The 26,009-nt window shown below is 72.5% G+C and carries 20 protein-coding genes; 4 read left to right on the top strand and 16 right to left on the bottom strand.

Annotated features, from left to right (window positions below; all coding sequences use genetic code 11):
- Window positions 1–21: 21 nt before the first annotated feature.
- The 6 genes from H4687_RS36555 to H4687_RS36530 form a co-directional block, all read right to left on the bottom strand.
- On the bottom strand, window positions 22–1,017 hold the full coding sequence (locus H4687_RS36555) for an SCO3242 family prenyltransferase (protein WP_179859979.1): 996 nt from the start codon (window positions 1,015–1,017) through the stop codon (window positions 22–24).
- A gap of 93 nt (window positions 1,018–1,110) precedes the next feature.
- Complete coding sequence (locus H4687_RS36550) at window positions 1,111–2,523, bottom strand: phytoene desaturase family protein (protein WP_046919278.1); 1,413 nt, start codon at window positions 2,521–2,523, stop codon at window positions 1,111–1,113.
- A 157-nt stretch (window positions 2,524–2,680) separates the two neighbouring features.
- The gene (locus H4687_RS36545) at window positions 2,681–3,526 is read right to left on the bottom strand and encodes an inositol monophosphatase family protein (RefSeq protein WP_050399344.1); all 846 of its coding nucleotides are present in this window, start codon (window positions 3,524–3,526) and stop codon (window positions 2,681–2,683) included.
- Window positions 3,527–3,648: 122 nt separating this feature from the next.
- Complete coding sequence (locus tag H4687_RS36540; protein WP_050399343.1) at window positions 3,649–5,475, bottom strand: gamma-glutamyltransferase family protein; 1,827 nt, start codon at window positions 5,473–5,475, stop codon at window positions 3,649–3,651.
- Between the two features lie 124 nt (window positions 5,476–5,599).
- Window positions 5,600–6,433, bottom strand: a complete 834-nt coding sequence (locus H4687_RS36535) for a class I SAM-dependent methyltransferase (protein ID WP_046917567.1) — start codon at window positions 6,431–6,433, stop codon at window positions 5,600–5,602.
- Between the two features lie 40 nt (window positions 6,434–6,473).
- Entirely contained in the window at window positions 6,474–7,139 is a 666-nt protein-coding gene (locus H4687_RS36530) for a DUF4232 domain-containing protein (RefSeq protein ID WP_225966936.1), read from the bottom strand.
- Window positions 7,140–7,340: 201 nt separating this feature from the next.
- Here H4687_RS36530 and H4687_RS36525 point away from each other — a divergent pair, with 201 nt between their 5' ends.
- The gene (locus H4687_RS36525; protein WP_046917578.1) at window positions 7,341–8,018 is read left to right on the top strand and encodes a hypothetical protein; all 678 of its coding nucleotides are present in this window, start codon (window positions 7,341–7,343) and stop codon (window positions 8,016–8,018) included.
- Between the two features lie 42 nt (window positions 8,019–8,060).
- Here the strand turns inward: H4687_RS36525 and H4687_RS36520 are convergent, their stop codons facing one another.
- The 9 genes from H4687_RS36520 to H4687_RS36480 form a co-directional block, all read right to left on the bottom strand.
- The gene (locus H4687_RS36520) at window positions 8,061–9,629 is read right to left on the bottom strand and encodes an NCS1 family nucleobase:cation symporter-1 (RefSeq protein ID WP_046917569.1); all 1,569 of its coding nucleotides are present in this window, start codon (window positions 9,627–9,629) and stop codon (window positions 8,061–8,063) included.
- A 219-nt stretch (window positions 9,630–9,848) separates the two neighbouring features.
- A complete protein-coding gene (locus H4687_RS36515) occupies window positions 9,849–10,868 on the bottom strand; it encodes a TIGR03842 family LLM class F420-dependent oxidoreductase (RefSeq protein WP_046917570.1) in 1,020 nt (339 codons plus the stop codon).
- Between the two features lie 11 nt (window positions 10,869–10,879).
- A complete protein-coding gene (gene hydA / locus H4687_RS36510) occupies window positions 10,880–12,283 on the bottom strand; it encodes a dihydropyrimidinase (protein ID WP_046917571.1) in 1,404 nt (467 codons plus the stop codon).
- A gap of 142 nt (window positions 12,284–12,425) precedes the next feature.
- Window positions 12,426–13,268, bottom strand: a complete 843-nt coding sequence (locus H4687_RS36505) for a nitrilase-related carbon-nitrogen hydrolase (protein WP_005482257.1) — start codon at window positions 13,266–13,268, stop codon at window positions 12,426–12,428.
- A gap of 155 nt (window positions 13,269–13,423) precedes the next feature.
- On the bottom strand, window positions 13,424–14,989 hold the full coding sequence (locus H4687_RS36500) for a PucR family transcriptional regulator (protein ID WP_046917572.1): 1,566 nt from the start codon (window positions 14,987–14,989) through the stop codon (window positions 13,424–13,426).
- Window positions 14,990–15,094: 105 nt separating this feature from the next.
- Window positions 15,095–16,381 (bottom strand): aspartate aminotransferase family protein, encoded by a 1,287-nt coding sequence (locus H4687_RS36495; RefSeq protein WP_046917573.1) that lies wholly within the window; start codon window positions 16,379–16,381, stop codon window positions 15,095–15,097.
- A 63-nt stretch (window positions 16,382–16,444) separates the two neighbouring features.
- Window positions 16,445–17,287, bottom strand: coding sequence for a nitrilase-related carbon-nitrogen hydrolase (locus tag H4687_RS36490; protein ID WP_046917574.1), 843 nt, complete (start codon window positions 17,285–17,287; stop codon window positions 16,445–16,447).
- A 234-nt stretch (window positions 17,288–17,521) separates the two neighbouring features.
- Window positions 17,522–19,087, bottom strand: a complete 1,566-nt coding sequence (locus tag H4687_RS36485; protein ID WP_046917575.1) for a hypothetical protein — start codon at window positions 19,085–19,087, stop codon at window positions 17,522–17,524.
- 156 nt (window positions 19,088–19,243) lie between these two features.
- A complete protein-coding gene (locus tag H4687_RS36480) occupies window positions 19,244–19,519 on the bottom strand; it encodes a helix-turn-helix domain-containing protein (protein ID WP_046917576.1) in 276 nt (91 codons plus the stop codon).
- A 73-nt stretch (window positions 19,520–19,592) separates the two neighbouring features.
- Between H4687_RS36480 and map the strand changes: the two genes are divergently transcribed.
- Window positions 19,593–20,360 (top strand): type I methionyl aminopeptidase, encoded by a 768-nt coding sequence (map, locus tag H4687_RS36475; protein ID WP_005482249.1) that lies wholly within the window; start codon window positions 19,593–19,595, stop codon window positions 20,358–20,360.
- Window positions 20,361–20,647: 287 nt separating this feature from the next.
- Complete coding sequence (locus H4687_RS36470) at window positions 20,648–23,233, top strand: ATP-dependent Clp protease ATP-binding subunit (protein ID WP_046919801.1); 2,586 nt, start codon at window positions 20,648–20,650, stop codon at window positions 23,231–23,233.
- Here the strand turns inward: H4687_RS36470 and ggt are convergent.
- The gene (ggt, locus tag H4687_RS36465) at window positions 23,226–25,031 is read right to left on the bottom strand and encodes a gamma-glutamyltransferase (RefSeq protein WP_046919802.1); all 1,806 of its coding nucleotides are present in this window, start codon (window positions 25,029–25,031) and stop codon (window positions 23,226–23,228) included. The two genes, H4687_RS36470 and ggt, sit on opposite strands and share 8 nt — an antisense overlap.
- 182 nt (window positions 25,032–25,213) lie before the next feature.
- On the opposite strand from ggt, the gene H4687_RS36460 reads away from it, so the two are divergent.
- Window positions 25,214–25,969: a hypothetical protein gene (locus H4687_RS36460; protein ID WP_046919803.1), complete on the top strand. Its 756-nt coding sequence runs from the start codon at window positions 25,214–25,216 to the stop codon at window positions 25,967–25,969.
- The last annotated feature ends 40 nt before the right edge of the window (window positions 25,970–26,009 follow it).

Below are 26,009 nucleotides of genomic sequence, written 5' to 3'. Positions count from 1 at the left end.
CTCCGTAGAGGTCCGTGCTTCTCAGGTGGGGGAGATGCGTCGCGCGAGCCGTCGCGCGAGGGGGTGGACGACACCCAGGGCCGCCGCCGCGGCCGTGGCTCCGCTCCGTGCGGTCAGCGCGGCCTGCAGGGGCATCAGACCGAGGATCCCGGCCCCGACGGCCCGCCGTACGTTCTCGCCCGACGGCTCCCGTACGGCGCGGGCCTGGGCCGTGCCGTAGCTGCCGAGGTAGGCGAGGGCTCCGGCGGTGACCACGACGGCCCGGGCCGCGGCCGAGGGTGACACGTCGGCGGTCCCCTCGCGCTCCGCGCGGTGGGCGACGGCCGTGCGGACGGCCGGGAGGGCCGCCGCGAGGGCGGTGGTCGTGGAGGCGGCGAGGGTCGTGGCCGGCAGCCGGGCGGGGGCGCCCGAGATCTCGTGACGGCTCAGCGCGGTCAACGTGTAGGTGTGGGCACCGATCAGCGCCGCGGGGACGGCACCGCGCAGCAGGGCGGTACCGGTCGAGGCCGCACGCTCCCTGCCGCGCCCGGCGGCCAGGGCGCCCGCGAGGACGTCCAGGGCACGTGCGCCGGCCATGGCGGCCGGGCCCGCCGGGGTGGACTTGAGCTTCAGGTCGTACGCCCAGACGGCGCCGGCCAGGGGCAGCGCCCCGAGCAGACTCCGGCGGCCCCCCGAGGCGGCGGCGAGCGCGAGGCCCCCGGCGGTCAGGGCGCCGGCGACGGCGAGGGCGGTGCGGCGCGGGACCCGGCCCGACGGGACGGGGCGTTCGGGACGCTCTACCGCGTCGATCGTGGCGTCGGCGTAGTCGTTGAGGGCCATGCCGGCCCAGTAGAGGCAGACGGACGAACCCATCACACCGAACGTCCGCGCACCGAGCGGGTGTCCCGCCGCGGCGGCACCCGCGAGCACGTCGCCCGGAACGCTCAGGGCGGCGGGTGCGCGCACGAGTTGTGCGAGGTCGGCGAGGCCCACGGCAGGCCGCGAGCCGGAGTCCGGTAACGCACTCCGATCATTCATGGCGGCAACTTACCCAGGTGACTTGAACATTCACATGGAGAAAACGTGAAGATCTTTGTCCGTTCGTGACATGCCCAGCGCGCCGGGCGCGTCTCAGCGTTCCTGGCGCAGCCTGCGCCAGACCGCCTTGGCCGCGTTGTGTCCCGACATGCCGTGCACGCCGGGGCCGGGCGGGGTCGCCGAGGAGCAGAGGAAGACGGCCGGGTGCGGGGTGCTGTACGGGGCGAGCGAGAGCTTGGGGCGGAGCAGCAACTGGAGTCCGGAAGCCGCGCCGCAGGCGATGTCACCGCCCACGTAGTTGGCGTTGTGCGCGGCGAGTTCGGGCGGGCCGGCGGTGGCGCGCGCGAGGACACGGTCGCGGAACCCCGGGGCGAACCGCTCCAGTTGCCGCTCGACGGCGTCGGTCAGATCGCCCGTCCAGCCGTTGGGCACATGGCCGTAGGCCCAGAAGACGTGCTTGCCCTCGGGGGCCCGGCTCGGGTCGACCAGGCTGGGCTGCACGGTGATCAGGAACGGCCTGTCGGGCGCCCGGCCGTGCCGGGAGGCCGCGTCGAGCGCCGCGCCGATCTCGGCACGGCTCGCCCCGACCTGCACGGTCCCGGCACGGCGCGCCTCCTCGGCGGTCCACGGCACGGGGCCGTCGAGCGCGTAGTCGAGCTTGAAGACGCTCGCACCGTAGCGGTACTGCTCGTAGTGACCGCCGAAGCCCGCGATCCGGGCCAGCGCGGTGGGCGAGGTGTCGAAGACGTACGCGCGCGCGGGCGGCAGGTCGTCGAGGCGCTTGACCTCGTAGTCGGTGTGGACGGTGCCGCCGAGGTCCTTCAGATAGGCGGTGAGCGCGTCGGCGATGGCCTGCGAGCCGCCCCGGGCGACCGGCCAGCCCGCGGCGTGCGCGGCCAGCGCGAAGACCAGCCCCACCGCACCGGTGGCGAGGCCGCCGAGCGGGGCGATGACATGGGCGACGAGGCCGGCGAACAGCGCCTTGGCCCGCTCGTCCTTGAAGCGGCGCATCAGCCAGGTGGACGGCGGCAGCCCGGCCAGTCCGAACCGGGCGAGGGTGACCGGGTCGCGGGGCAGCGCGGACAGCGGCAGCGACATGAAGTCCCGGGCGAGCGTGTCCCACTTGGGCAGGAACGGCTCGACCAGCCTGCGGTACGCGCCGGCGTCACGCGGACCGAACGAGGCGGCCGTCTCCCCCACCGAGCGCGACAGCACGGCCGCCGAGCCGTCGGGGAAGGGGTGCGCCATGGGCAGCTCGGCGTGCAGCCACTCCAGGCCGTAGCGGTGCAGCGGCATCGCCTTGAACGCGGGAGAGTTGACGCCGAGCGGGTGCGCGGCCGCACAGGGGTCGTGGCGGAACCCCGGCAGGGTCAGCTCCGCGGTGCGGGAGCCCCCGCCCACGGTGGACTTCGCCTCGAACACGGCCACGGAGAAGCCGCGGCGAGCCAGCTCCACGGCAGCCGTCAGGCCGTTCGGCCCCGCCCCCACCACCACCGCGTCGAGCATCGACGGCACGTCCGGACCCCTTCGTCAGCCGATGGCCGTACTCCGCCGACGCAATCCCCGCCCGCGGACAGACCTGCGCTCAGGATATGCCCGGCCACCGACGGGCCCGGGAGGCGGCCACGGCCAACCGGCGGAGGTGGCGCTTCCGCCTGTCGCGTCAAGCGCCGCCCGCCAGCAGCCCCACCACCCGGCGGGCCGTGGCCGCGTCCCGGGCCGCGGTGAAGGGCAGGGCGTTGCCGCCGGTTATACGGAAGGGCTCGCCGGCCAGGGTGAGGTGGGCACCGCCCGCCTCCTCGACGAGCAGCAGCCCGGCCGCGTGGTCCCAGGCGGCCTCCCAGGAGAACGCGGTCGCGTCCAGCCGGCCCTCGGCGACGGCGAGATACTCCAGCCCCGCCGAACCGCAGGCACGCGGCGCCACGCCGTCCGTCCAGAGGCCGAGCAGGGCCCGCTTCTGCTCCGGCGTGGTGTAGTCCGGGTGCGAGGTGGCGATGTCGAGGTCCCGGCCCGGGTCGGGCGAACCGGCGCGCAGGGGTACGCCGTCGACGGTGGCACCCCGGCCGCGGATCGCCACGGCGATCCGGTCCAGGGCGGGGGCGTACGTCCAGGAGGCGTGCAGGACACCGCCCCGGGCCAGGGCGACGAGGGTGCAGAAGCCGGGGTCGCCGTTGACGAACTGGCGGGTGCCGTCCACCGGGTCGACGATCCAGACGGGCGCGTCGCCCTGGAGCGCCCCGTACGACGCGGGGTCGGCGTGCACCGCCTCCTCCCCCACCACGACCGAGCCCGGCAGCAGCGCGGAGAGCGCCTCCGTCAGATACAGCTCGGCCTTGCGGTCGGCGTCGGTCACCAGGTCGTGCGGGCCGGCCTTCTGGTCCACCTCGTGCGCGGCGAGCTGCCGGAAGCGCGGCATGATCTCCGCCGCGGCGGCCTTGCGGATCGCCTCCTCGACGTCCGAGGCGTGCCGGGCGAGAAACTCGTCGATGGTTTCGGTGTCTTCGATCATGTCTCCATGACAGCACGTGGCACTGACAATCCCCTCCCGCTCGGTGTATTCGGTAGGGAATCGCCGTGAACACCGGGGGCGGACGGTGCCGCCGCGAGCAGGATCCGCGACGCGCCCCGCGCTCAGCGCCCGACCGCGTACCCCTGCATCCCGCGCGGGTTGGCCGCCGCCGACAGCACCCCGCTGCGGGGGTCGCGGGCGACCGCGCACAGCCTGCCCTCGGACCAGGCCTCGCCGATCACGAGGTCGTGGCCGCGCCGGCGCAGCTCCTCGACGACCTCCGGGGGCGTCCGGGACTCGACGGTGACACTGCCGGGGCGCGTGCCGCGCGGGTAGAAGGAGCCGGGGAAGCTGTCGTTGTGCCAGTTCGGGGCGTCGATCGCGCCCTGGAGGTCGGGTCCGCCGCGCACCGGCGGGCGCAGGGCGACGGCGAGGAAGAAGTGCAGCTGCCACTGGTCCTGCTGATCGCCGCCGGGGGTGCCGAAGGCCATCACCGGCACGCCGTCGCGCAGCGCCAGCGAGGGGGTGAGGGTGGTGCGGGGGCGGCGGCCGGGGGTGAGGGAGTTGGGCAGCCCCTCCTCCAGCCAGGCCATCTGCAGCCGGGTGCCGAGCGGGAAGCCCAGCTCGGGGACGACGGGGTTGGACTGCAGCCAGCCGCCGCTGGGCGTGGCCGCGACCATGTTGCCCCAGCGGTCGACGATGTCGAGGTGGCAGGTGTCGCCCCGGGTGCTCCCGTCGGCCGCGACCTCGGGCTCCCCCGGCACCGGCGACCGGGGCCCCTTGGCGACGGTGGGCTCACCGGCCCCCGGGGCAGCGCCGCCCGCTTCGTCGCCGGCCACCACGCCGGCGTGCGCGCTCAGTCGCGGCGTACGGCCACCCGGGGCGCCCGGCAGCAGCTCGTACGACGCCGAGTCACCGACGAGCGCCCGCCGCGCGGCGTTGTACTCGTCGGACAGCAGCTCGTCGAGCGGGACCGGCGCCGCGTCCCCGTACCAGGCCTCCCGGTCCGCCATGGCGAGCTTGCAGCCCTCGATGAGGAGGTGCATGTACGCGGCGGATCCATGGGCGGGCAGCTCCGGCGGCAGCAGGGCGAGTTGCTGGAGCAGGACCGGGCCCTGGCTCCAGGGACCCGCCTTGCACAGGGTCCAGCCGTTCCAGTCGTACGTCACCGGGGCCTCGTAGGACGCGGACCAGCCGGCGAGGTCGGCGAGAGTGAGCGTCCCGGTGTGCCGTTCGCCGCTGGTGTCCAGGGTGGGCCGCCCGGACTGGCGGACGAGGGCCTCGGCGACGAATCCGGCGCGCCAGACCTCGCGGGCCGCCTCGATACGGGCCTGCCGGTCCCCCGCCCCCGCGGTCTCGGCGAGGAGCCTGCGCCAGGTCGCGGCCAGTGCCGGGTTGCGGAACAGCTCGCCGGGGCGGGGCGCCCGTCCGCCCGGCAGGTACACCTCCGCCGACGACAGCCACTCCTCCTCGAAGAGGTCCCGCACGGACTCGACCGTCGCCCCCACGTTCTCCACGGGCGCGTGGCCGTGCTCGGCGTACCCGATGGCGTACTTCAGCACGTCGGCCAGGTCCTTGGTGCCGTGGTCGCGCAGCAGGAGCATCCACGCGTCGAACGCGCCCGGCACGGCGGCGGCCAGCGGTCCCGTGCCGGGGACCAGTTCGAGTCCGAGTGCCCGGTAGTGCCGGGCCGTCGCCCCGGCGGGCGCCACCCCCTGGCCGCACAGCACCCGGACCTCCCCGTCCGCCGGCGCGAGGAGGATCGGCACCTCGCCGGCGGGACCGTTGAGGTGGGGTTCCACGACGTGCAGGACGAAGCCGGCCGCCACGGCCGCGTCGAACGCGTTGCCGCCGTCCTCCAGGACCGCCATCGCCGACTGGGAGGCGAGCCAGTGCGTGGAGGAGACCATGCCGAAGGTGCCCTGGAGGGTGGGGCGGGTGGTGAACACGGACGGACTCCTCGCTGCGCGACGGACGTCCGATGATCGTACGCAGCCCTCGACCGGCCCCCTCAGGGCCGACCACGCCTCCTCGGGGACGGCCACCGGCCCATCGGGCACGACCGCCGCCCCCTCAGGGACGCCGTCGCCCCACCGTCAGCACATGCCCGCTCGCCCCGAGCAGTGACGGCTCCGACTCGATCCGCCGGGTCGCCGCGAGGACCGCCTCCCGGCGCTCCGGATCGTCCAGCCAGTCCTCCACCCCGCCCATCAGCCAGGCGACCCCCTCGACGCCGTACTGCCCCTCGTGGGCGAGCCCGGCCTCGGTGAACTCGCCGGGGACGTCGGCGGGGTCGGCGAAGTAGGCGGTGGTGAAGTGCGGTTCCGCCGGGGACCACCGGTGCCTGCCGTCGCCCGACACGGCGTCGGTGCGCTCGCGGCGCTCCGGGATGAAGTAGTTCCCCTGCCTGAGGGTGTCGTTGAGCCCCGCGAAGCGGTTGATCGTGGCCGCGACCACCACGCCACCGGGGCGGACCACCCGGCCGGCCTCCGTCAACGCCCGTACCCGGTCCGGGCGTTCGGGCAGGTGGTACAGCGGTCCGAGGAACAGCACGACGTCGTACGCGGCATCCTCGGCGGGCAGCGCCCGGGCGTCGCCGAGCCGGGCGATGACCCCGGGCAGGCGCCCGGACCGTTCCACGTGCATCGGTACGGGATCGACGACCTCGACCTCGTGCCCGTCCTCGGCCAGCCATTCGGCGTGGATCCCCGTGCCGCCGCCGACGTCGAGCACACGCGCGGGGGCGCCCGGCAGGAGCCGCCGCAGGATGTCCTGGGTGCGCCAGAACTCCAGCCGCCCCGCGCCCTCCCTGAGGCGGGTGTGCTCCCCTCCGCGTTCGTAGTAGGCGATTATCTCCCCTGGCAGGGGCGGGAGTTGGGTTTGCGTGGCGTCCTGTGACCGCGTCATGCACCCAGGGTGCTGATCGCCCGCGAGGCCCCGCAACCGGTTAACGTCCCGCCCCGGCGACCTGGGCCCAGGCCGTCGTGCCGAGGCGGCCCGTGGTGCCGAGGTCGATGCCACCCCCGGGATCGATGACCTCGGCCGGCCGGCCCGGCCGGGGGGCGATGCTCAGGGTCGGGGCGTCGACGGCGGGTACGTCCGCTTCGGTGACCGTGTTGCGCCAGACCAGTTCGGTCCTGGCGGACTCGCCGGGCTTCAGGGTGACCGGGTGCGGACCGAGGTCGGGCACGCCGGTGGTGATGTGCCGGGAGCCGCGCAGGACACGTATGTCGCCGTAGGGCTCGCCGTGTTCGTCGAGCACCTGGATCGCCGGGTAGCCCTTGAGGGTGTACGGCTCGGTGCCGCAGTTGGTGAGGGTGACGCCCATCGCCCGCAGGCCCATCGCCGCTTCCACGGGACCGGGGGTCATGCGCACCCCGGAGGGCGGGCAGGCGGCCGGGGTTCCGGTCGGCTCCGGGTCCCGCGGTTCCTCGGGCGCGTCCGTGCCGGTCGGCGAGGCGGGCGACGAGGCGGGCGCCGGGGGCCCGGCGCGGTCGGGGTCGCGCTCGCGGTCCAGTTCCTCGGAGAGCCCGCAGCCGGCCACGGCCAGCGTCAGCGCCGCCACGAGGAGCATGCGGGAGCGAGAGGCCCCGCGATCGCGTATCGGGATCATGGACCCGATCCTGACACGGACACTCCGCGGAGGCCGCGACTCCGCCGCCGACACGAAGACGGCGGGCCTCTCTTGAACCGGACACCCCTGTCACCACGTATGCACGGAGAGAGTTCGCACTTTCGTCCCACAGAGAGTCATGTGACACTGACGTATCCCACCGCCCGGCGGTACCGCCGCCTCGACCCCGAGAAGTGCGCTGTGCGTGATCTGCCCCTGCCGCTCGCCCTCACCGCGCGACTGCTGCCCGTCGCCGTACTCGCCACCGCGGGCTGGGCGATGTCGTCCGGTCCGCTGTCCGTGAGCCCGGCCGGGAAGGACTCCACGCCCGACACCGCGTCGAATCCCGTCTCGACCTCCGGGTCCGCGCCGTCGACGGTGACCGCCACCAAGACGTACGCGAAGGCGCCGTCGCCCTGCTCCGGTGTCACGACGAAAACGGTCAAATCCCTTGTCCCGGGCGCGAAGACGGCCGGCAAGGAGATCGCGTCGACCAACGAGTCCGTGCGCCGCACCTGCTCGTGGAACGCGCTCAAGGGCTTCGACTACCGCTGGCTCGACGTCTCGTACGAGATCCAGCAATCGGACGAGAAGGCACAAAGCGCCTACCGGACCCGCACCACGGAGAAGAACGGCGGCGGCGCCGTCCCGGGTCTCGGCGACGAGGCCTACTCGGTGGTGAACCTCACGACCGAGGACAAGCAGCAGACCCGTGAGGGCGTGGTGTACGTCCGCATGTCCAACGCCCTGGTGGTCGTCACCTACAACGGCAGCGACTTCGAGTCCCAGAAGGCGCCCGGCACCGATGTGATCAACAAGGGTGCCATCAAGGCCGCGAAGGAGGCGGCGGCCGTACTGGAGGGCGCCCGCCAGGGGTAGGTCCCTCCGGCACGGCCACCGCCGCCCCGGTCGGTGCCGTCGTCAGACGGTCGCCTTCGCCGCCTGTTCCCGCACCTTCTTCCTCTCCCCGGCCATCAGCGCCACGTAGAGCAGCATCGACGTACCCAGACCCACCGCCCAGCCGTAGTCGGCCAGCGGCTTGAGGAACGGGATCATGCCGTCGTGCGGGAACGGTCCCGAGGCCACGCCGTCCTCGGAGACGGTCGAGTAGGAGCCGCCGACCGCGAGGACACCGCCGACCACGAAGGCCGCTATGGCCCGCCAGTTCCAGCCGGACGCGTACCAGTAGCGCCCGCCGGGCGTGTACAGGTCCGCGAGGTGCAGGACCGTCCGGCGGATGATCCAGTAGTCGGCGATGAGGATGCCGGCCACCGTGCCGAGCAGACCGCCGACGACGCCGAGCCAGGTGAAGATGTAGAACTCGGGCGTCGAGATCAGCTTCCACGGGAAGATCAGGATGCCCACGACACCCGTGATGAGCGCGCCCGTACGGAAGTTGATGAGCTTCGGGGCGAGGTTCGCCAGGTCGTACGCCGGGGAGACCACGTTCGCCGCGATGTTCACGGAGATGGTGGCGACCAGCACGATGATCAGCGCGAAGAGCAGCCCGAAGGCGCTGTCCGTCTTGGCGGCGAGCGCGACCGGGTCCCAGATGGCCTCGCCGTAGACCACCTCGGAGCCCGAGGTGACCAGCACGGCGAGGACCGCGAAGAGGGTCATCGTGGTCGGCAGGCCCAGGGCCTGGCCCCAGGTCTGCGCCTTCTGGCTGGCGCCGAAGCGGGTGAAGTCGGGGATGTTCAGGGACAGGGTCGCCCAGAAGCCGATCATGCCCATCAGGGACGGGAAGAAGACCGGCCAGAAGTCGGGGCCCCAGCCGAGCTTGGACGGCTGGTCGAGCAGCGCGCCGAAGCCGTCGGCCTTGACCGCGATCCAGATCAGCAGCACGAGCGCGCCGACGATCACGAAGGGCGCGGCCCAGTTCTCGAAGTGCCGCAGGAAGTCCATACCCCGGTAGATGATCGCTATCTGCAGCGCCCAGAACAGGATGAAGCAGAGCCACAGCGGCCAGGGGTTGCCCGCGATCTGCCCCGCCTTCTCCCACTCGCCGCCGGTCAGCTTGGAGCCGAGCGCGAAGATGCCGGACCCGCCGATCCAGGTCTGGATGCCGAACCAGCCGCAGGCGACGGCCGCGCGGATCAGTGCCGGGATGTTGGCGCCGCGCAGCCCGAAGGAGGCGCGGGCGAGCACCGGGAAGGGGATGCCGTACTTGGGTCCGGCGTGCCCGGTGGCCAGCATCGGCAGCAGCACGATGATGTTGGCCAGGGCGATGGTGAAGACGGCCTGCTTCCAGTCCATGCCGAGGGCGACCAGGCCGGAGGCCAGGGTCCAGCTGGGGATGCAGTGGGCCATGGAGATCCACAGCGCCGCGAAGTTGTACGTCGTCCACTTGCGCTCGGAGACGGGTACGGGGCGCAGGTCCTCGTTGGCGAAGGGGCTTTCGGCGGGGAAGGCCCCGGGGGCCAGCTCGATCCGGCCGGAGGGGTCGGCGGACTGGGATATCGACGACCCCGTGGGGACTGTTTCGGTCATGGGCAGGCCAATCAGGGGAGACGGGACGGGAACGAGAGGCCGTGCGGAGGCCTTGGGCCCCTTCCCTCCGGGACGGCGGAGGGAAGGGAGACAAGGTGTGGGGGGTCGACGGGTGGAGCGGTCGAAGCGGTCGGCGCAGGAAGAGGAGCTACTGATTCCGGTTCATTGCGGTGGCCGGATTGTCGCAGTCGCCGACCGGTTCCGGGAAGGGAGAACGGCTCAGCCGTTGACGGCCGGGATGACCGTCGAGCCGTACACGTCGATCACCCGCTCCTGTGCGTCGTGCATGTCGTAGACGGCGAACTGGTCCACGCCCAGCGCGCGCAGCGCGTCGAGCTTCGCGATGTGCGCCTCGGGGGTGCCGATGACGCAGAACCGGTCGACGATCTCGTCCGGCACGAACTGGGTGTCGGGGTTGTCGGCACGTCCGTGGTGGGAGTAGTCGTACCCCTCGCGTGCCTTGATGTAGTCGGTCAGCTCCTCGGGGACGGCCGCGGAGTGCTCGCCGTACTTCGAGACGAGGTCGGCGACGTGGTTGCCGACCATCCCGCCGAACCAGCGGCACTGCTCCCGCGCGTGCGCCAGCGCCTCGGGCGAGTCGTCCTCGGTGACGTACGCGGGGGCGGCCACGCAGATCTTCACCTCGGACGGGTCGCGCCCGGCGGCGACCGCCGCCTCCTTGACCGCCTTGACCATGTACTCGGTGAGATACAGGTCGGAGAGCTGGAGGATGAAGCCGTCGGCCTCCTCACCGGTCATCTTCAGGGCCTTGGGGCCGTACGCGGCCATCCAGACCGGGAGTTCGGCACCGGGCTTGATCCACGGGAAGCTGATCACGGTGCCGCCGAGGTCGGCCTCTCCCCCGCTGCCCAGCGACCGGATCACCTTCATGGCCTCGCTGATCCGGGCCAGCGTGTTGGGCTTGCGGCCCGCCACGCGCATCGCCGAGTCGCCGCGGCCGATACCGCAGACCGTGCGGTTGCCGAACATGTCGTTGAGCGTGGCGAAGGTCGAGGCGGTGACCTCCCAGGTGCGGGTGCCCGGGTTGGTGACCATCGGGCCGACCGTCAGTTTCGTGGTGGCGGCCAGGATCTGGCTGTAGATGACGAAGGGCTCCTGCCAGAGCACGGCGGAGTCGAAGGTCCAGCCGTACGTGAAGCCGTTGTCCTCGGCGCGCTTCATCAGCTCGATGACACGCGAGGCCGGTGGGTCGGTCTGCAGGACGAGTCCGAAGTCCATGGGCGCCACTCCTAGTTGAGGTACTGACAGGTGGAGCGGGGGGTGTAGACGCCGTGCCCGGCGTGCCCGGTGTACTCCCGCTCGGTGATGACGAGTTCGCCGCGCGAGAGGACCGTCTCGACCCGGCCGGTGGTGCGCTTGCCCTCGTACGCCGAGTAGTCGACGTTCATGTGGTGCGTCTCGGCGGACATGACCTGCTCGGCGTGCGGGTCGTAGATGACGATGTCGGCGTCCGCGCCCGGCGCGATGGTGCCCTTCTTCGGGTACATGCCGAACATGCGGGCCGGGGTGGCGCAGGCGATCTCGATCCAGCGGCGGCGCGAGATGTGCCCGTCGACGACCGCCTGGTGGAGGAGATCCATGCGGTTCTCCACGCCCGGGAGACCGTTGGGGATCTTGGAGAAGTCGCCGCGGCCGAGTTCCTTCTGGCCGACGAAGCAGAAGGGGCAGTGGTCGGTGGAGACCACCTGGAGGTCGTTGGTGCGCAGTCCCTGCCAGAGCTTGGCCTGGTGTTCGCGCGGCCGCAGGGGCGTGCTGCACACGTACTTGGAGCCCTCGAAATCCGGCTCCGCGAGGTTGTCGGTGGACAGGAACAGGTACTGCGGGCAGGTCTCGCCGAAGACGTTGAGCCCCTCGTCGCGTGCCCTGGCCAGCTCGGCGACCGCCTCCATCGCCGAGACGTGCACGACGTACAGGGGGGCGCCGGCGACCTGGGCGAGCTTGATGGCGCGGTGGGTGGCCTCGGCCTCCAGGAGGGCCTTGCGGACCTCGCCGTGGTACCGGGGGTCGGTCTCGCCGCGGGCCAGTGCCTGTTCGACCAGTACGTCGATCGCGATGCCGTTCTCCGCGTGCATCATGATCAGTCCGCCGTTCTCGGCGGAGCGCTGCATGGCGCGCAGGATCTGGCCGTCGTCGCTGTAGAAGACGCCGGGGTAGGCCATGAACTGCTTGAAGGAGGTGACTCCCTCCTGCACCAGCAGGTCCATCTCCTTGAGCGTGTCCTGGTTCACGTCGGACACGATCATGTGGAAGCCGTAGTCGATCGCGCAGTTGCCCTCCGCCTTGGCGTGCCAGGCGTCGAGGCCCTCGCGCAGGGCGTGGCCGACGCTCTGCACGGCGAAGTCGACGATCGTCGTCGTACCGCCCCAGGCGGCGGCGCGGGTGCCGGTCTCGAAGGTGTCGGAGGCGGAGGTGCCGCCGAACGGCAGCTCCATGTGGGTGTGGGCGTCGACGCCGCCCGGGATGACGTACCTGCCGGTGGCGTCGAGGGTGCGGTCGGCGGTCCAGGCGTCGGCGGTGGTGGTGCCCGCGGCGGCGAGGGCGGCCACTCGGCCGTCCTCGATCAGGACGTCGGCGTGGATCTCGTCGGACGCTGTGATGACGAGACCGCCGCGGATGAGGGTACGGCCGGTCATTCGGTCACGCTCCGTTCGGTTGTCGGGAAAGTGCCGGTTGTCTTGGGCTGGTCGCGCCCACGCGGCGGAAGCCGCAGTTCGGATGCTGCCCCGCGCCCCTTGAAGGCCCCTGTGGGGTCCCAAGGGCGCGGGGGGTGCATCGCTACGGCGCCGTCAGCGGGCCGTACGCGTCCGGGCGGCGGTCGCGGAAGAACTGCCAGCGGTCGCGGACCTCGCGGAGCTTGGCCAGGTCCAGGTCGCGGACCACCAGTTCGGTCTCCTTGTCGCTGGCGACCTCGCCGACGAACTGCGCCTCGGGGTCCACGAAGTAGGAGGTGCCGTAGAAGTCGTTGTCGCCGAGTTCCTCGACGCCGACCCGGTTGATGGCGCCGATGAAGTACTCGTTGGCGACCGCCGACGCCGGCTGCTCCAGTTGCCACAGGTAGCGGGACAGACCCCGTGAGGTGGCCGAGGGGTTGAACACGATCTCGGCGCCGCCGAGGCCCAGCGCACGCCAGCCCTCCGGGAAGTGGCGGTCGTAGCAGATGTAGACGCCGATCTTCCCCACGGCGGTGTCGAAGACGGGCCAGCCCGCGTTGCCGGGGCGGAAGTAGAACTTCTCCCAGAAACCGGGGACCTGCGGGATGTGGTGCTTGCGGTACTTGCCGAGGTACGTGCCGTCCGCGTCGATCACGGCCGCGGTGTTGTAGAGGACGCCCGGCTGCTCCTCCTCGTACATCGGCAGCACGAGGACGAGGCCGAGTTCCCTGGCGAGCGCCTGGAAGCGCTTGACGATGGGGCCGTCGGGGATCTGTTCGGCGTACTCGTAGAACGCCTTGTCCTGGACCTGGCAGAAGTAGGGCCCGTAGAACAGCTCCTGGAAGCACATGACCTGTGCGCCCTGCGCGGCGGCGTCGCGGGCCGCCTGCTCGTGGACCTGGATCATCGATTCCTTGTCGCCGGTCCAGGCCGTCTGGAAGATGGCTGCGCGGATGACTCTGCTCATCGGGACCTCCGGTCACTCGGTGTGCAGTGAGAGTAGAAAGTCCGGGAAGCCGGTTTGAGTTGCACGGTGTCACGTCTGCGGGCCTTCTCCGTTCCACCGTGTCACCCCTTCGCGGGTGCATGTTTCACCGCCGTTTTCGCAGGTCCCGGCATGTTTCAGCTCTGTTGCGCGTCGTGCGCGAGGAGGGCGATGTGCACGGACGCGGCCTGTTCGAAGTCGTCGAGGTCCACGCCGAGGCGGGCCTCTATGGCTTCGAGCCGGCGGTACAGCGCCGGCCGGCTGACGTGGTGCAGCTGGGCCGTGTGCGACTTGTTGCGGCCGGTCGCGAGGTAGGTGCGCAGCACGGGCAGCAGATCCTGTTCGGCGTGCCCGTCACCGCACAGCAGGCCGTCCAGCTCCCGTTCGGCGAAGGCCTGGACGTGCGGGTCGTCCCGCAGCAGCCGGACCAGCCCGCGCAGATGGACATCGCGCAGCCGTACGACGAGGGGCAGATCGAGCCCGGTCGTCGCGGACTGGGCGACGGCGTCCGCCACGTGCCGCGCCTCCCGCAGCCCGCCCGGCACGTCCTCCCAGGTGGTGCGCGCCTCCGCGGCCGCCACGACCGTCCCGCGCGCCCCCGACTCCGACCGCAGCCGGGTAGCGAAGTGCGCGGTGAGCGCGACCGCGTCCTGGTCCCGGGCGAGGCTGAGGAGGACGGCGGTGGCGCCCTCCGCCAGTTCGGCGACGAGCCCGGGAAGTCCCAGCATCCGCAGCACGCGGTCGAGTTGGGCCGGGTCCTCCTCCCGCACGACGAGCGGCACGAAGGTACGGCGGTTGACCGGCAGCCCGGCCGCCCGTGCCCTCGGCAGCAGCTGTCGCGCCGGTACGACCCCGGAGACGAGGTCCGTCAGCAGGCTCTGCGCGGACTGCTCCTCCCAGCTGTGCGCCGAACCGCCGAGCATGCGGTGCAGGACGAGCGCCTCGGCGGCCCGGTCGGCGAGCAGCCGCGCCGTGGCGGTGTCGCCCCGGTGCCCGCACAGCACGATCTGGCCCCAGCGCTCCCCGCGCCCGCCCAGCTCGGCCCGTACCCAGCCGTCGCCCTCGCTGCCGCCCGCCTGCCGGGAGATCCGCTCCCAGTCGCGCAGCACGTCGTCGACGGCCGACCGCTCCCCCGCCGTGGCGAGGACGCGATGGGCGAGATTGGTGACGACGAGCGGACAGCCCGCGTGGTGGGCGATCTCGTCGAGGAGCCGTTGCAGCGGGGCCCCGGCGGTGATCAGCGAGGTCAGGGCCGTGCGGACGGTCTCCGACAGGCTGACGGCCGCGAACTTGCGCCTGACCAGCCGGGACTGGACCTCCTCGGTCAGTTCCGCGAAGGGGAACGGCCGGTGCAGGACCACCATGGGCAGACCGCACCGCTCGGCCGCCCGGCGCATCACGTCGGGCGGCGTGGGGAAGGCCCGGCCGAGGCCGAGGACGACCGCGGCGGCCTCGGCCCGGTACAGCGAGCGGATGTACTCGGCCTGGGCGTCCTCGTTCCCGGCGAGCAGGACCCCGGTGGTGAGGACCATCTCGCCGCCGCTGAGCATCACACCCACGTCGGGGGCCTCGGCCACGTGCACCCAGCGCACGGGCCGGTCGAGCTGACCGGCGCCGGCCACCACCTCGGGCTCTCCGGCGAGGACCCGGTCCAGGTTGAGGACCTGGCGTACCGACAGGGCGGGTTCCAAGGCGGTGGTCATGCGGCGTGCCCCTTATTTCTGCCGGCTCGGTCGCCTCCGGAGCGCCCCCACCGGTGTCACCGGGGTGCGCTCCTTCGGTTCACTCGCCCTTGCTCGGCTCGTGCGCTACTGGATGCTCCGCAGAGCGCGTTCGAGGGCGTCGGCGCCCTCCTCCGCCTCGGCGACGGTCAGCGACAGCGGGGGCGCGATGCGCAGCGCGCTGGTGTTGTGGCCGCCACCCTTGCCGATCAGCAGGCCCTCCCGGCGGGCGGCTTCGAGGACGGCGGACGCGGCGTCCGGGTTCGCCTCGTCGGTGCCGGGTTTGACCAGCTCGATGCCGATCATGAGGCCCCGGCCGCGCACTTCCCGCACCTCGGGGATCTGGGCGGTGATCGCCCGGAGCCGCTCGATGAGCAGTCCGCCCACGCGCCGCGCGTTGCCCTGGAGGTCGTGCTCGACCAGGTAGTTGAGGTTGGCGAGCCCGGCGGCCATGGTGATCTGGGTGCCGCCGAAGGTGGAGATCGAGTTGCTGTCGAGGCAGTTCATGACCTCGGCGCGGGCGACGACACCGCCGATGGACATGCCGTTGCCGATGCCCTTGGCGAAGGTGAGGATGTCGGGCGGGCCGTTCTGCCCGTGCGCCTGCCAGCCCCAGAAGTTGTCGCCGGTACGGCCCCAGCCGGTCTGCACCTCGTCCGCGATCCACAGCACGCCGTGCCGCGCGAGCACCTCGCGGAAGGCCGCGTACAGGCCGTCCGGCGGTGAGGTGAAGCCGCCGACGCCCTGGATCGGCTCGGCGATCAGCGCGGCGGGCGGGCGGCCGTGACCGAGCAGGTCCTCCAGGTCGGCGACGCAGGCCGTGATGAAGTCGGCGTCGCTCAGGCCGGCGTAGGGGCCTCGGGTGCGCACGCCGCCGTGCACGTACAGCGTCTGGAGCGGGGACAGCGAGGTCGGGGACCAGCCCTTGTTGCCGGTGATGCCGACCGCGCTGAACGAGCGGCCGTGGTAGCTGTTGCGCATCGCCAGGATCTGGTTGCTGCGGCGGTGGGTCGTCGCCAGCATCAGCGCGGTGTCGTTGGCCTCGGTGCCGGAGGTGGTGAAGAAGACGCGGGCGTCCGGGATGCCGGACATCTGGGCGATCCGCTCGGCGAGTTCGACCATCGGCCGGTTGAGGTAGAGCGTGGAGGAGTGGATGATCCGCCCGGCCTGCTCGCTCACCGCCTTGGTGACCTCGGGCAGCGCGTGCGCCGTCATCGTGGTCAGGATGCCGCCGAAGAAGTCGAGGTACCTGTTGCCCCCGGCGTCCCAGACGTGCCGGCCCTCGCCGTGGGTGATCTCCAGCGGGTCCGCGTAGTAGAGCGCGAGCCAGTCGGGCAGTACGGCCTTGTGGCGTCCGAGCAGTTCGTCGGTCACGGCTGCACCACTCCTTTCACTCCTGTACGGGTTCTGCGTGTGTCACGGCTGTACGTGCCCACGTCAGGGCTGGACGAGTCCTTCGTACGCGTCGGGCCGGCGGTCCCGGTAGAACGCCCACTGCTGCCGTACGTCCTCGATCAGGTCGAAGTCGAGGTCCCGTACGACCAGCTCCTCGCCCTTGTCGCTCGCGACCTCGCCGACGAACTTGCCGCGCGGGTCGACGAAGTAGGAGGTGCCGTAGAAGTCGTTGTCGCCGTACTCCTCCACGCCGACCCGGTTGATCGCGGCGACGAAGTACTCGTTGGCGACGGCGGCCGCGGGCTGCTCCAGCTGCCACAGGTGGGAGGACAGGCCCCGGTGCGTCGCGGAGGGGTTGTAGACGAGCTGGGCGCCGTTCAGACCGAGCTGGCGCCAGCCCTCGGGGAAGTGGCGGTCGTAGCAGATGTAGACGCCGACCTTGCCCACGGCCGTGTCGAAGACCGGCCAGCCGAGGTTCCCGGGCTTGAAGTAGTACTTCTCCCAGAAGCCCTTGACCTGGGGGATGTGGTGCTTGCGGTACTTGCCGAGGTAGGTGCCGTCGGAGTCGATCACGGCGGCGGTGTTGTAGTAGAACCCGGACTGCTCGACCTCGAAGACCGGGACGACGATCACCATGCCGGTCTCGCGGGCCAGTTCCCGCATGCGCGTGACGGTGGGGCCGTCGGGCACGGGCTCCGCCCAGGCGTAGTGCTCGGGTTCCTGGACCTGGCAGAAGTAGGGGGCGTTGAAGACTTCCTGGAAGCCGATCACCTTCGCGCCCTGCCGGGCCGCCTCGCGGGCGTGCTCGACGTGCTTGGCGACCATGGATGCGGTGTCGCCGGTCCAGGTCGCCTGGACGAGGGCGGCGCGTACGACGTGGGCCATCTCAGCTGCTCCTTCGACAGGGACCTCAGAGAGCCTCTACGCCCGTAGACGAAGGCCGTAGAGGCTTGAAACTAAGCCCCGTCGACGGGCTGGGCAAGACCATCGTCGTCAACCGGCCGAGTCGATCACGTTTCGCACTCCAGTGGGTGATCACGGCCGTGTTTCGCGCGCGGAACCGGCCCGCGCCGTCGGGCGCGGGCCGCTGGGGCGGGCGGGGCGGCCGTGGCCGAGGGGTCAGGTGAGTCCCTGCACGCGCAGGGCGTGCACGACGTCCCGGTAGCGCTGCTCCGAGACACCGCGGGCCGCCGCCAGCACGAGGGGCCTGAGCCGTCGCGGATGGGCCTCCGCGGTGCGCGCCGCCTCCTCCGGGGTGCGCACGCGTACATAGACGTCGAGCAGCGCACGCGCCTCCCGTTCGCGCCCCTCGGCGGTGAAGGCGAGCACCGCCTCGCCGATCTCCTCGGCGGGCCGCGAGACACCCTGCCGCAGCAACTGCTCGCCGTCCGTGGCCCGGCCCACCGCGGTGAGGGCGTCCGCCACCGCGACCAGCCGGTCGGCGGGCAGCGAGCCGGCCTCCCACAGCAGGGTCGCCCAGTCGGCGCCGAGCCCCGCGCGGTGCAGATCGGCCGCGAGCAGCGGGAAGCGGGCGGCGGGCCAGCGCGCGACCTCCACGAGGAGGGCGTGCGCCTCGCCGCTGCGGCTCTCCCGGCGCAGCCGGACCAGTCGCTCCACGGTCTCGGCGACCTCGCGCCGCGCGTCGTCGTCCAGCGGCTGTCGCGCCCGCGGCTGCCGAGGCGCCGGCGCCTCGCCCCCGTCCGCGACACCGGCGTACCGGGCGCCCCGGGGAGCACGCTCCTTGCGGTCGGCGGCCGGTGCGGCCCCGGGTACGACGGGCGGATCCTGCTCGGCCTCCACCGCCCCGGCGAAACGCGCGCCTCCGCGCGGGCGGCGTTTGGCGCGCTGCCTGGCGGGCGCCTGGGCGGCGGGTTCGGGGTCGGCGGCCCCGGGGGCGGGCTCGGCGGTGCCGGAGCCGGAGCCCGTGCCGGAGCCGGTGCCGGCGACCGGAGTGGCACGGGCGCCCGCGTCGGGCTCGGCGAACACGTCTGCGGCGCCGTAGCGGTCCTCGCGCGCACGCTGTCCGGGGTGCTCCGCCGGGCCGGCCGTGGGTTGGCCCGCCTCCGGTGCTTCCATCCATGCGTCCACCCGTGCCTCCACCCGCGCGTGCACCCGGAAGACGTCGCCGGCGGTGTTCCCGGAAACGTGTGCCGCGTCCTGCGCCGGACCATGCGGGACGCGGCGGTCGGCGTGCTCGATGCGGGTGCGCAGCTCTGCGCAGCGGGCCGTGGCGCGTTCGCGGTCGTCGTGCGCCCAGGCCAGGTCGAGGCGGACGGCGTCGGCCTCGACCTGGGTGGTGGCTGACTGGAGCCGGCGAGTCAGCTCGGCGGTGCGTTCGGCGGCGTAGCGCTGTTCGCGGAGCATGACGTCGAGCCGGTCGCCGAGGGCGTCCCGGCCGCCGGGCCGGGAGTCGTGGGCGGCGAGGGAGGCGCGGTGCAGGGCGCGGGCCCGCTCGGTCTCCTGGGCCGCGGCGGCGGGGCCGTAGGCGGTGTCGAGGTCGTGCATGAGCGCTTCCACGACGTCCCAGGGCGGCACCTCCAGACCGTCCAGGCAGGCGCGCATGCCGTCGGGATCACGTTGCCAGAAGACCGCGCACCAGCCGCCGCCCTGGTCCAGCTTGGTCATCAGCTTGTTCAGGTATTGCGCGAACTCCCGCACCTGTCCCGGGAGTTGATCCACAGTCATCGCATGCTCCCCGGCCGACTGGAGTGCTCCGACCCGCAAGAAAACACCAGTTGTGTTACGGCGGGGCTACGTGGAGTTTTCGGAGTGGACGCGGTGTGCCGTACGCGGTCGCGCGACGGCTGTGCGTGACGGGTTCGAGCCAGGACGGCGAACGAGTCAGGCCACCGCGGCCGTCGGCACGGTCCCGGCGGCCGGTGCGCACCGGGTGACCAGTTCATCCATGGACAGGCCCAGGGCGCGGGCGAGGGCGGCGATCGTAAAGAAGGCGGGAGTGGGGGCCCGGCCCGTCTCGATCTTCCGCAGGGTCTCCGCGGAGAGGCCCGCGTGAGCGGCGATCTCCGCCATGCTGCGACCGCCGCGGGCCTCGCGCAGCAACCGGCCGAGCCGCTCGCCGCGTTCGCGCTCTTCGGGGGTCAGGGGGGTGCGCACCATGACCCCATTCTAATACCGATCCTCGTCGATGGACCGGTATTTTAATTGGATAGCGAGCGGTATAGTAATTGGCATGGTGGAACTGAAGACGGATGCGTCGATGGACGCGATGTACGAGGCCGGGCAGGTCGTGGGGCGTGCGCTGACGGCGGTGCGGAAGGCCGCCGACGTGGGGGTGTCGCTGCTCGAACTGGACGAGGTGGCACACGAGGTGCTGCGCGAGGCGGGGGCCTCGTCGCCGTTCCTCGGCTACCGGCCCTCGTTCGCGCCCACGCCGTTCCCCGCCGTGATCTGCGCCTCGGTCAACGACGCGATCGTGCACGGCATCCCGACCGCGTACCGGCTGCGCGACGGTGACCTCGTCTCCATCGACTGCGGCGCCGTTCTGGACGGCTGGGCCGGGGACTCGGCGATCAGCTTCGTGGTGGGCGAGCCGCGCGCGGCCGACCTGCGGCTCGTCGAAACGGCCGAACGCGCCCTCGCGGCGGGCATCGACGCGGCCGTCGTCGGCAACCGCATCGGCGACATCGCGCACGCGATCGGCACCGTGTGCCGTGCCGCCGGGTACGGGATCCCCGACGGGTTCGGCGGGCACGGGATCGGGCGCCAGATGCACGAGGACCCGGGCGTGCCGAACGAGGGGCGGGCCGGGCGGGGCATGAGACTGCGGCACGGGATGGTCCTGGCGATCGAGCCGATGGTCCTCGGTGGGGGCGCGGACGGGTTTCACGCGGCACCGGACGGGTGGACGCTCTGCACGGACGACGGATCCCGGGCGGCCCACGCGGAACACACGGTCGCCGTCACGGAGACGGGCCCCCGCGTGCTGACCGCCCGCTAGGGGACCGGTGGGGGGTGGGGTCGGGGTTCGGGTGCTCTTGCGGCTGCGGATGCGCGGGGCTTCTCGCGCGGTTCCCCGCACCCCCGAGAAGCCAGGCCCTGGGGCCTGGAGGCGCCGGTGCAGCGCGCCCCTCGGCCGCGCGGAGCGATGAAAACCCACGGCGCAGTCCCGGATTTCAGGGGCGCGGGGAACTGCGCGGGCCACCACGGCGTACCCGCGGTCGCAAGAGCACCGGAACTCCCGTGGCGCCCCGCATAGCCGCACCGCACCAGGGAACCCGGTGGCGAATGAACAGCGGATTCCCGGGGCCCGAGGGCTACGGTCCGGACCCCTTCAGTGAGTTCCTCGCCCGTTTCTTCGGCGGCCCGCGCCCCCGGCGGATCGAGATCGGCCGCCTGATGAGCGGCCCGGCCCGCCGGCTGGTGGCCGACGCCGCGGCGTACGCGGCGCGGCACGGCAGCACCGACCTGGACACCCAGCACCTGCTGCGCGCCGCGCTCACCGCCGAACCGACCCGAAGTCTGGTGGCCCGCGCGGGCGCGGACCCCGACGCGCTGGCCGGTGAGATCGACGAACGGTCCGGCCCGGAGCGCCACCGACCGGGCCAGGGACCGGCACCCGCGTCCCTGGCCCTGACCCCCGCGGTCAAACGGGCGCTCCTGGACGCGCACGAACTGGCCCGGGTCACCGGCTCCGGCCACATCGGTCCCGAACACGTCCTGAGCGCCCTCGCCGGCAACCCGGACTCGGCGGCCGGTCACATCCTCGGCGCGGCACGGCTGTCGGCCGCCGCGCCGCCGCCGGACGCGTCGGACCCGTCGGCGGACACCCCGCCCGCCGGGATCCCCCTCTCCGGACTGCCGCACCCCGACCTGCCGCGCCGCACCCCGACCGCGACCCCGACCCCGACCCTCGACCGGTACAGCCGCGATCTGACCGACCTCGCCCGCCAGGGCCGTATCGACCCGGTGATCGGGCGGCAGGAGGAGATCGAGCAGACCGTCGAGGTGCTCTCCCGGCGCGGGAAGAACAACCCCGTGCTCATCGGCGAGGCGGGCGTCGGCAAGACCGCGATCGTGGAGGGGCTGGCCCAGCGGATCGCCGAGGGGGACGTGCCCGACGTGCTGGCCGGACGCCGGGTGGTCGCCGTGGATCTCTCCGGGGTGGTCGCCGGGACCCGCTACCGGGGCGACTTCGAGGAGCGCCTGACGAACATCGTCGACGAGATCCGCGCGCACTCCGAGGAACTGGTCGTCTTCGTCGACGAGTTGCACACCGTCGTCGGCGCCGGTTCGGGCGAGGGCGGCGGCATGGACGCGGGCGACATCCTCAAGCCGGCCCTGGCGCGCGGCGAGCTGAACATCGTCGGGGCGACGACCCTGGAGGAGTACCGTCGGATCGAGAAGGACGCGGCGCTGGCCCGCCGGTTCCAGCCGGTGCTGGTTCCCGAGCCCGGCGGCGAGGACGCCCTGGAGATCCTGCGCGGGCTGCGCGACCGGTACGAGGCCCACCACCAGGTCCGCTACCGCGACGAGGCGCTGACGGCCGCCGTCGACCTGTCCGACCGTTATCTCGCCGACCGACGGCTGCCCGACAAGGCCATCGACCTGATGGACCAGGCCGGTGCCCGGGTCCGGCTGCGCGCCCGCACCAAGGGAACGGATCTGCGCACCCTGGAGCGTGAGATCGAGCAGCTGACCAGGGACAAGGACCAGGCGGTCGCGGGCGAGCAGTACGAGCGGGCCACCCGGCTGCGGGACCGGATCGGCGAGCTGCGGCAGCGGATCGGCACGGACCACGCCGGAGGGCGGGCCGACGACGGGCAGAGTCTGGAGATCACCGCCGAGGACATCGCCGAGGTCGTCTCCCGACAGACCGGCATCCCCGTCAGCAGCCTCACCCAGGAGGAGACACAGCGGCTGCTCGGACTGGCGGAACGGCTGCGTCGGCGGGTCGTCGGGCAGGACGAGGCGGTGGATGTGGTCGCGGACGCCGTGCTGCGCTCGCGCGCCGGGCTCGCCGGACCCGAACGGCCGATCGGCAGTTTCCTCTTCCTGGGCCCGACCGGCGTCGGCAAGACCGAACTGGCCCGCGCGCTGGCCGAGGCCCTCTTCGGCGCCGAGGACCGGATGGTGCGGCTCGACATGAGCGAGTACCAGGAGCGTCACACCGTCAGCCGGCTGGTCGGCGCCCCGCCCGGCTACGTCGGCCACGAGGCGGCCGGTCAGTTGACGGAGACCGTGCGGCGGCACCCGTACGCGCTGCTGTTGCTGGACGAGGTGGAGAAGGCCCACCCGGACGTCTTCAACCTGCTGCTGCAGGTCCTCGACGACGGACGGCTCACCGACGCGCAGGGCCGCACGGTCGACTTCACCCACACGGTGATCGTCATGACGAGCAACCTGGGCTCGGAGGCCATCGGCCGCGGCGGGACCGCGCCGGGCTTCACGGCGGCCGACGCGGAGGCGGCCGAGGAGAACCGGCGCGAGCGGATCCTGCGGCCGCTGCGGGAGCACTTCCGGCCCGAGTTCCTCAACCGCGTCGACGAGATCGTGGTGTTCCGCCGTCTCACCGACGAACGGCTGCGGCGGATCACCGACCTGTTGCTGGAGAGCACCCGGGACCGGCTGCTCGCACGGGGCGTCACCATCGAGTTCGGCGAGCGGGCCGTAGCCTGGCTCGCCCGCCACGGCGACCAGCCCGAGTACGGGGCCCGCCCGCTGCGCCGCACGATCCGGCGCGAGGTCGACAACCCCCTGTCGCGCCTCCTCCTCGACGGCCGGCTGCCGTCCGGCAGCCGGGTGGTGGCGGAGGAGGAGGACGGACGGCTCGCCTTCCGTACGACGCCGCCCGACTCCGGCGGCCTTACCTGACGGGCCGCACGACCATCGCCGCGCCGCCCCCGCGCCGTACGGTCTCCGCGGCGGCCAGCCACTTGCCGTCCGACAGGCGTTGGACGGCGGTGGCCGCGCCGATCTCCGGGTTCTGCCGGAAGCCGTGCCCGATCGCTTCGAGTTCCGTCCGCAGGGGGCTGTTCCACAGGCCCGGTTCGAGTTCGGTGGTGGTCTGGTTGCGCTGGCTGGCGCGCGGCGCGGCGATCGCGTCGACGAGCGGCAGGCCCCGGTCCAGGAAGCCGGTCAGGGTCTGCAGCACGGTCGTGATGATGGTCGCGCCGCCCGGCGAACCGAGCGCCACCACGGGCTGGTCGTGCCGGTCCAGCACGATCGTCGGCGACATCGACGAGCGCGGCCGCTTGCCCGGACCCGGCAGGTTGGGGTCGTGCACGGCCGGGTTGGCCGGGGTGAAGGAGAAGTCCGTCAGCTCGTTGTTGAGCAGGAAGCCACGGCCCGGCACGGTGATGCCGCTGCCACCGGTCTGCTCGATGGTGAGCGTGTACGAGACGACGTTGCCCCACTTGTCGGCGACCGTGAGGTGGGTCGTGCTGTCGCCCTCGTAGGTCGTCGGCGCGGCGGTGCCGCCGGTCCCGCAGGCCGCCGGATGACGCGGATCGCCCGGCGCGACGGGGCTGGTGAGCACCGAGTCGTCCTTGATCAGGCACTCGCGCGAGTCGGCGAACTTCTGCGACAGCAGTTCCTTCGTGGGCACGTCCTCGAAGGCGGGGTCCCCGACCCAGCGGCCGCGGTCGGCGAACGCGATACGGCTCGCCTCGATGTAGCGGTGCAGATACCGGACGTCGCTCGCCTTGGACAGGTCGGTCCGCTCCAGGATGTTGAGCGCCTCGGCGACCGTGGTGCCGCCGGAGGAGGAGGGGGCCATCCCGTAGACCCCGAGACCTCGGTACGACGCCTTCGTGGGCGCCTGGCGCTTGGCCCGGTACCCGGCGAGGTCGGCCGCGCTCAGATCGCCGGGCCGGGCGTTGTAGCCCGAGCCCGGATCCACCGGAGGCTTGTTGACCGTGTCGACGATGTCCTCGGCGAGGTCGCCCCGGTACAGGACGCCGACACCCTTGCGGCCCAGCTCCGCGTACGTGCGGGCCAGATCGGGGTTCTTCAGGGTCGAGCCGACCACCGGCAACTGCCCGCCGGGGAGGAAGAGGTCGGCCGTGGCCGGAAAGTTGCGGAACCTGGCCTCGTTGGAGGCGGTCTGGGCGCGGAAGGTCGCGTCGACGGTGAACCCGTGGCGGGCGAGCTTCACGGCGGGCTTCAGCAGTTTGGCGAGCGGCTTGCTGCCCCAACTGCTCAGCGCCGTCTGCCAGGTCGCGGGGGTGCCGGGCGTGCCGACGCTCAGCCCGCTGGTGACGGCCTCGGCGAACGGGATCGCCGTGCCGTTCTCCAGGAAGAGGCCCTCGTCGGCGCTCAGGGGAGCGGTCTCCCGGCCGTCGATGGTGTGCACCGTACGGGAGCCGGCGTCGTAGTAGACGAAGTAGCCGCCCCCGCCGATACCGGCCGAGTAGGGCTCGGTGACGCCGAGCGCGGCGGCCGTGGCGACAGCCGCGTCCACCGCGTTGCCCCCCTTGCGGAGCACCTCGATACCGGCGGCGGAGGCGTCCGGGTCGACGCTGGAGACGGCACCGCCGTAGCCGACGGCGAGCGGGACCTTCTCCACGGGGTCCGGCGCGGCCGAGGACGGCGGGGCCGCCCCCACCGCGACCACGGCGGACGCCGCCGCCAGTACCGCCAGTTTCCGCGCGACAGGACGACGCAGACGCATCCGTACCTCCAGTCAGGACCGTTTGCGCAGACTAACGCGGGTGCCATGGCCCCGGCAGCGGCGTCTCGGCCATCCGGCGGTCCCGCGCGACTCCCGCGACGGCGGGGCGAACCAGGACACCGAGCCCTGAATCGGACAGGGATTCGAGCGCTGTTCGGCCGCGCCCGCTACCATGCGCGGCCATGAATGACGACGTGCGCAATATCGTCCTCGGCGTGATAGCGGCGGGGCTCAGCGCCTCGCTGGGCTGGTTCTTCCGGACGTACCTGTGGAAGCGGAAGCTCCGCCGCAAGCAGACGTTCTTCGGGCTGCCCGACAACTCCGAGTCCCTGCTGGTGGTCAACCGTGACCCGTCCAGCGCGGACCTGGCGGTCCACCGGTACGACGTGTTCGCGCTGCTGGAGCTGTCCGCGCTGATCAAGGACTGCGGCTCGCACGCGCAGATGATCACCCAGGACGCGGCCCAGCAGGGGTTCGGCGAGCGCACCGAGTTCTGCGTGGGCGGCCCTGTCTCCAACCGCCGGATGGCGGCGCACATATCGGCGATGCTGCCCGGCGTCAGCTTCAACAACGACCCCGAGCCCGGCCCCCACCGGGCCGCCTTCCAGATCGGCGGCGAGCAGTACCGCCTCGACCCCGGCATCACCGAGCACGTCATCCTCGCCCGGCTCACCACCGGCCAGCCCGACCAGGCCCGGCCCGTCTTCCTCTTCTGCGGGCAGCGCGCGATCACCAACCAGGCCGCCACCCGTTACCTCGCCCGCAACCACGAGCGCCTGCACCGCAAGTACGGCACCGGCACCTTCGTCCTGCTGCTGAAGGTCGTCAACTCCCAGGCGTACGGCCCCGACCTGGTCGAACTCGTCGCGGACGTCACCCGCGCGGCCCAGGCCCCGGCCCCCTCCGCGCCGGCCCAGATCTCGCACCGCGCCTCCTAGTCCACCGCCGAACGTTACCGTCACGTAACTTACCGGGGAG

The organism is Streptomyces stelliscabiei (genome assembly GCF_014873495.1).
Lineage (GTDB): Bacteria > Actinomycetota > Actinomycetes > Streptomycetales > Streptomycetaceae > Streptomyces > Streptomyces bottropensis.
This window is presented reverse-complemented; position numbering and strand designations above follow the sequence as displayed.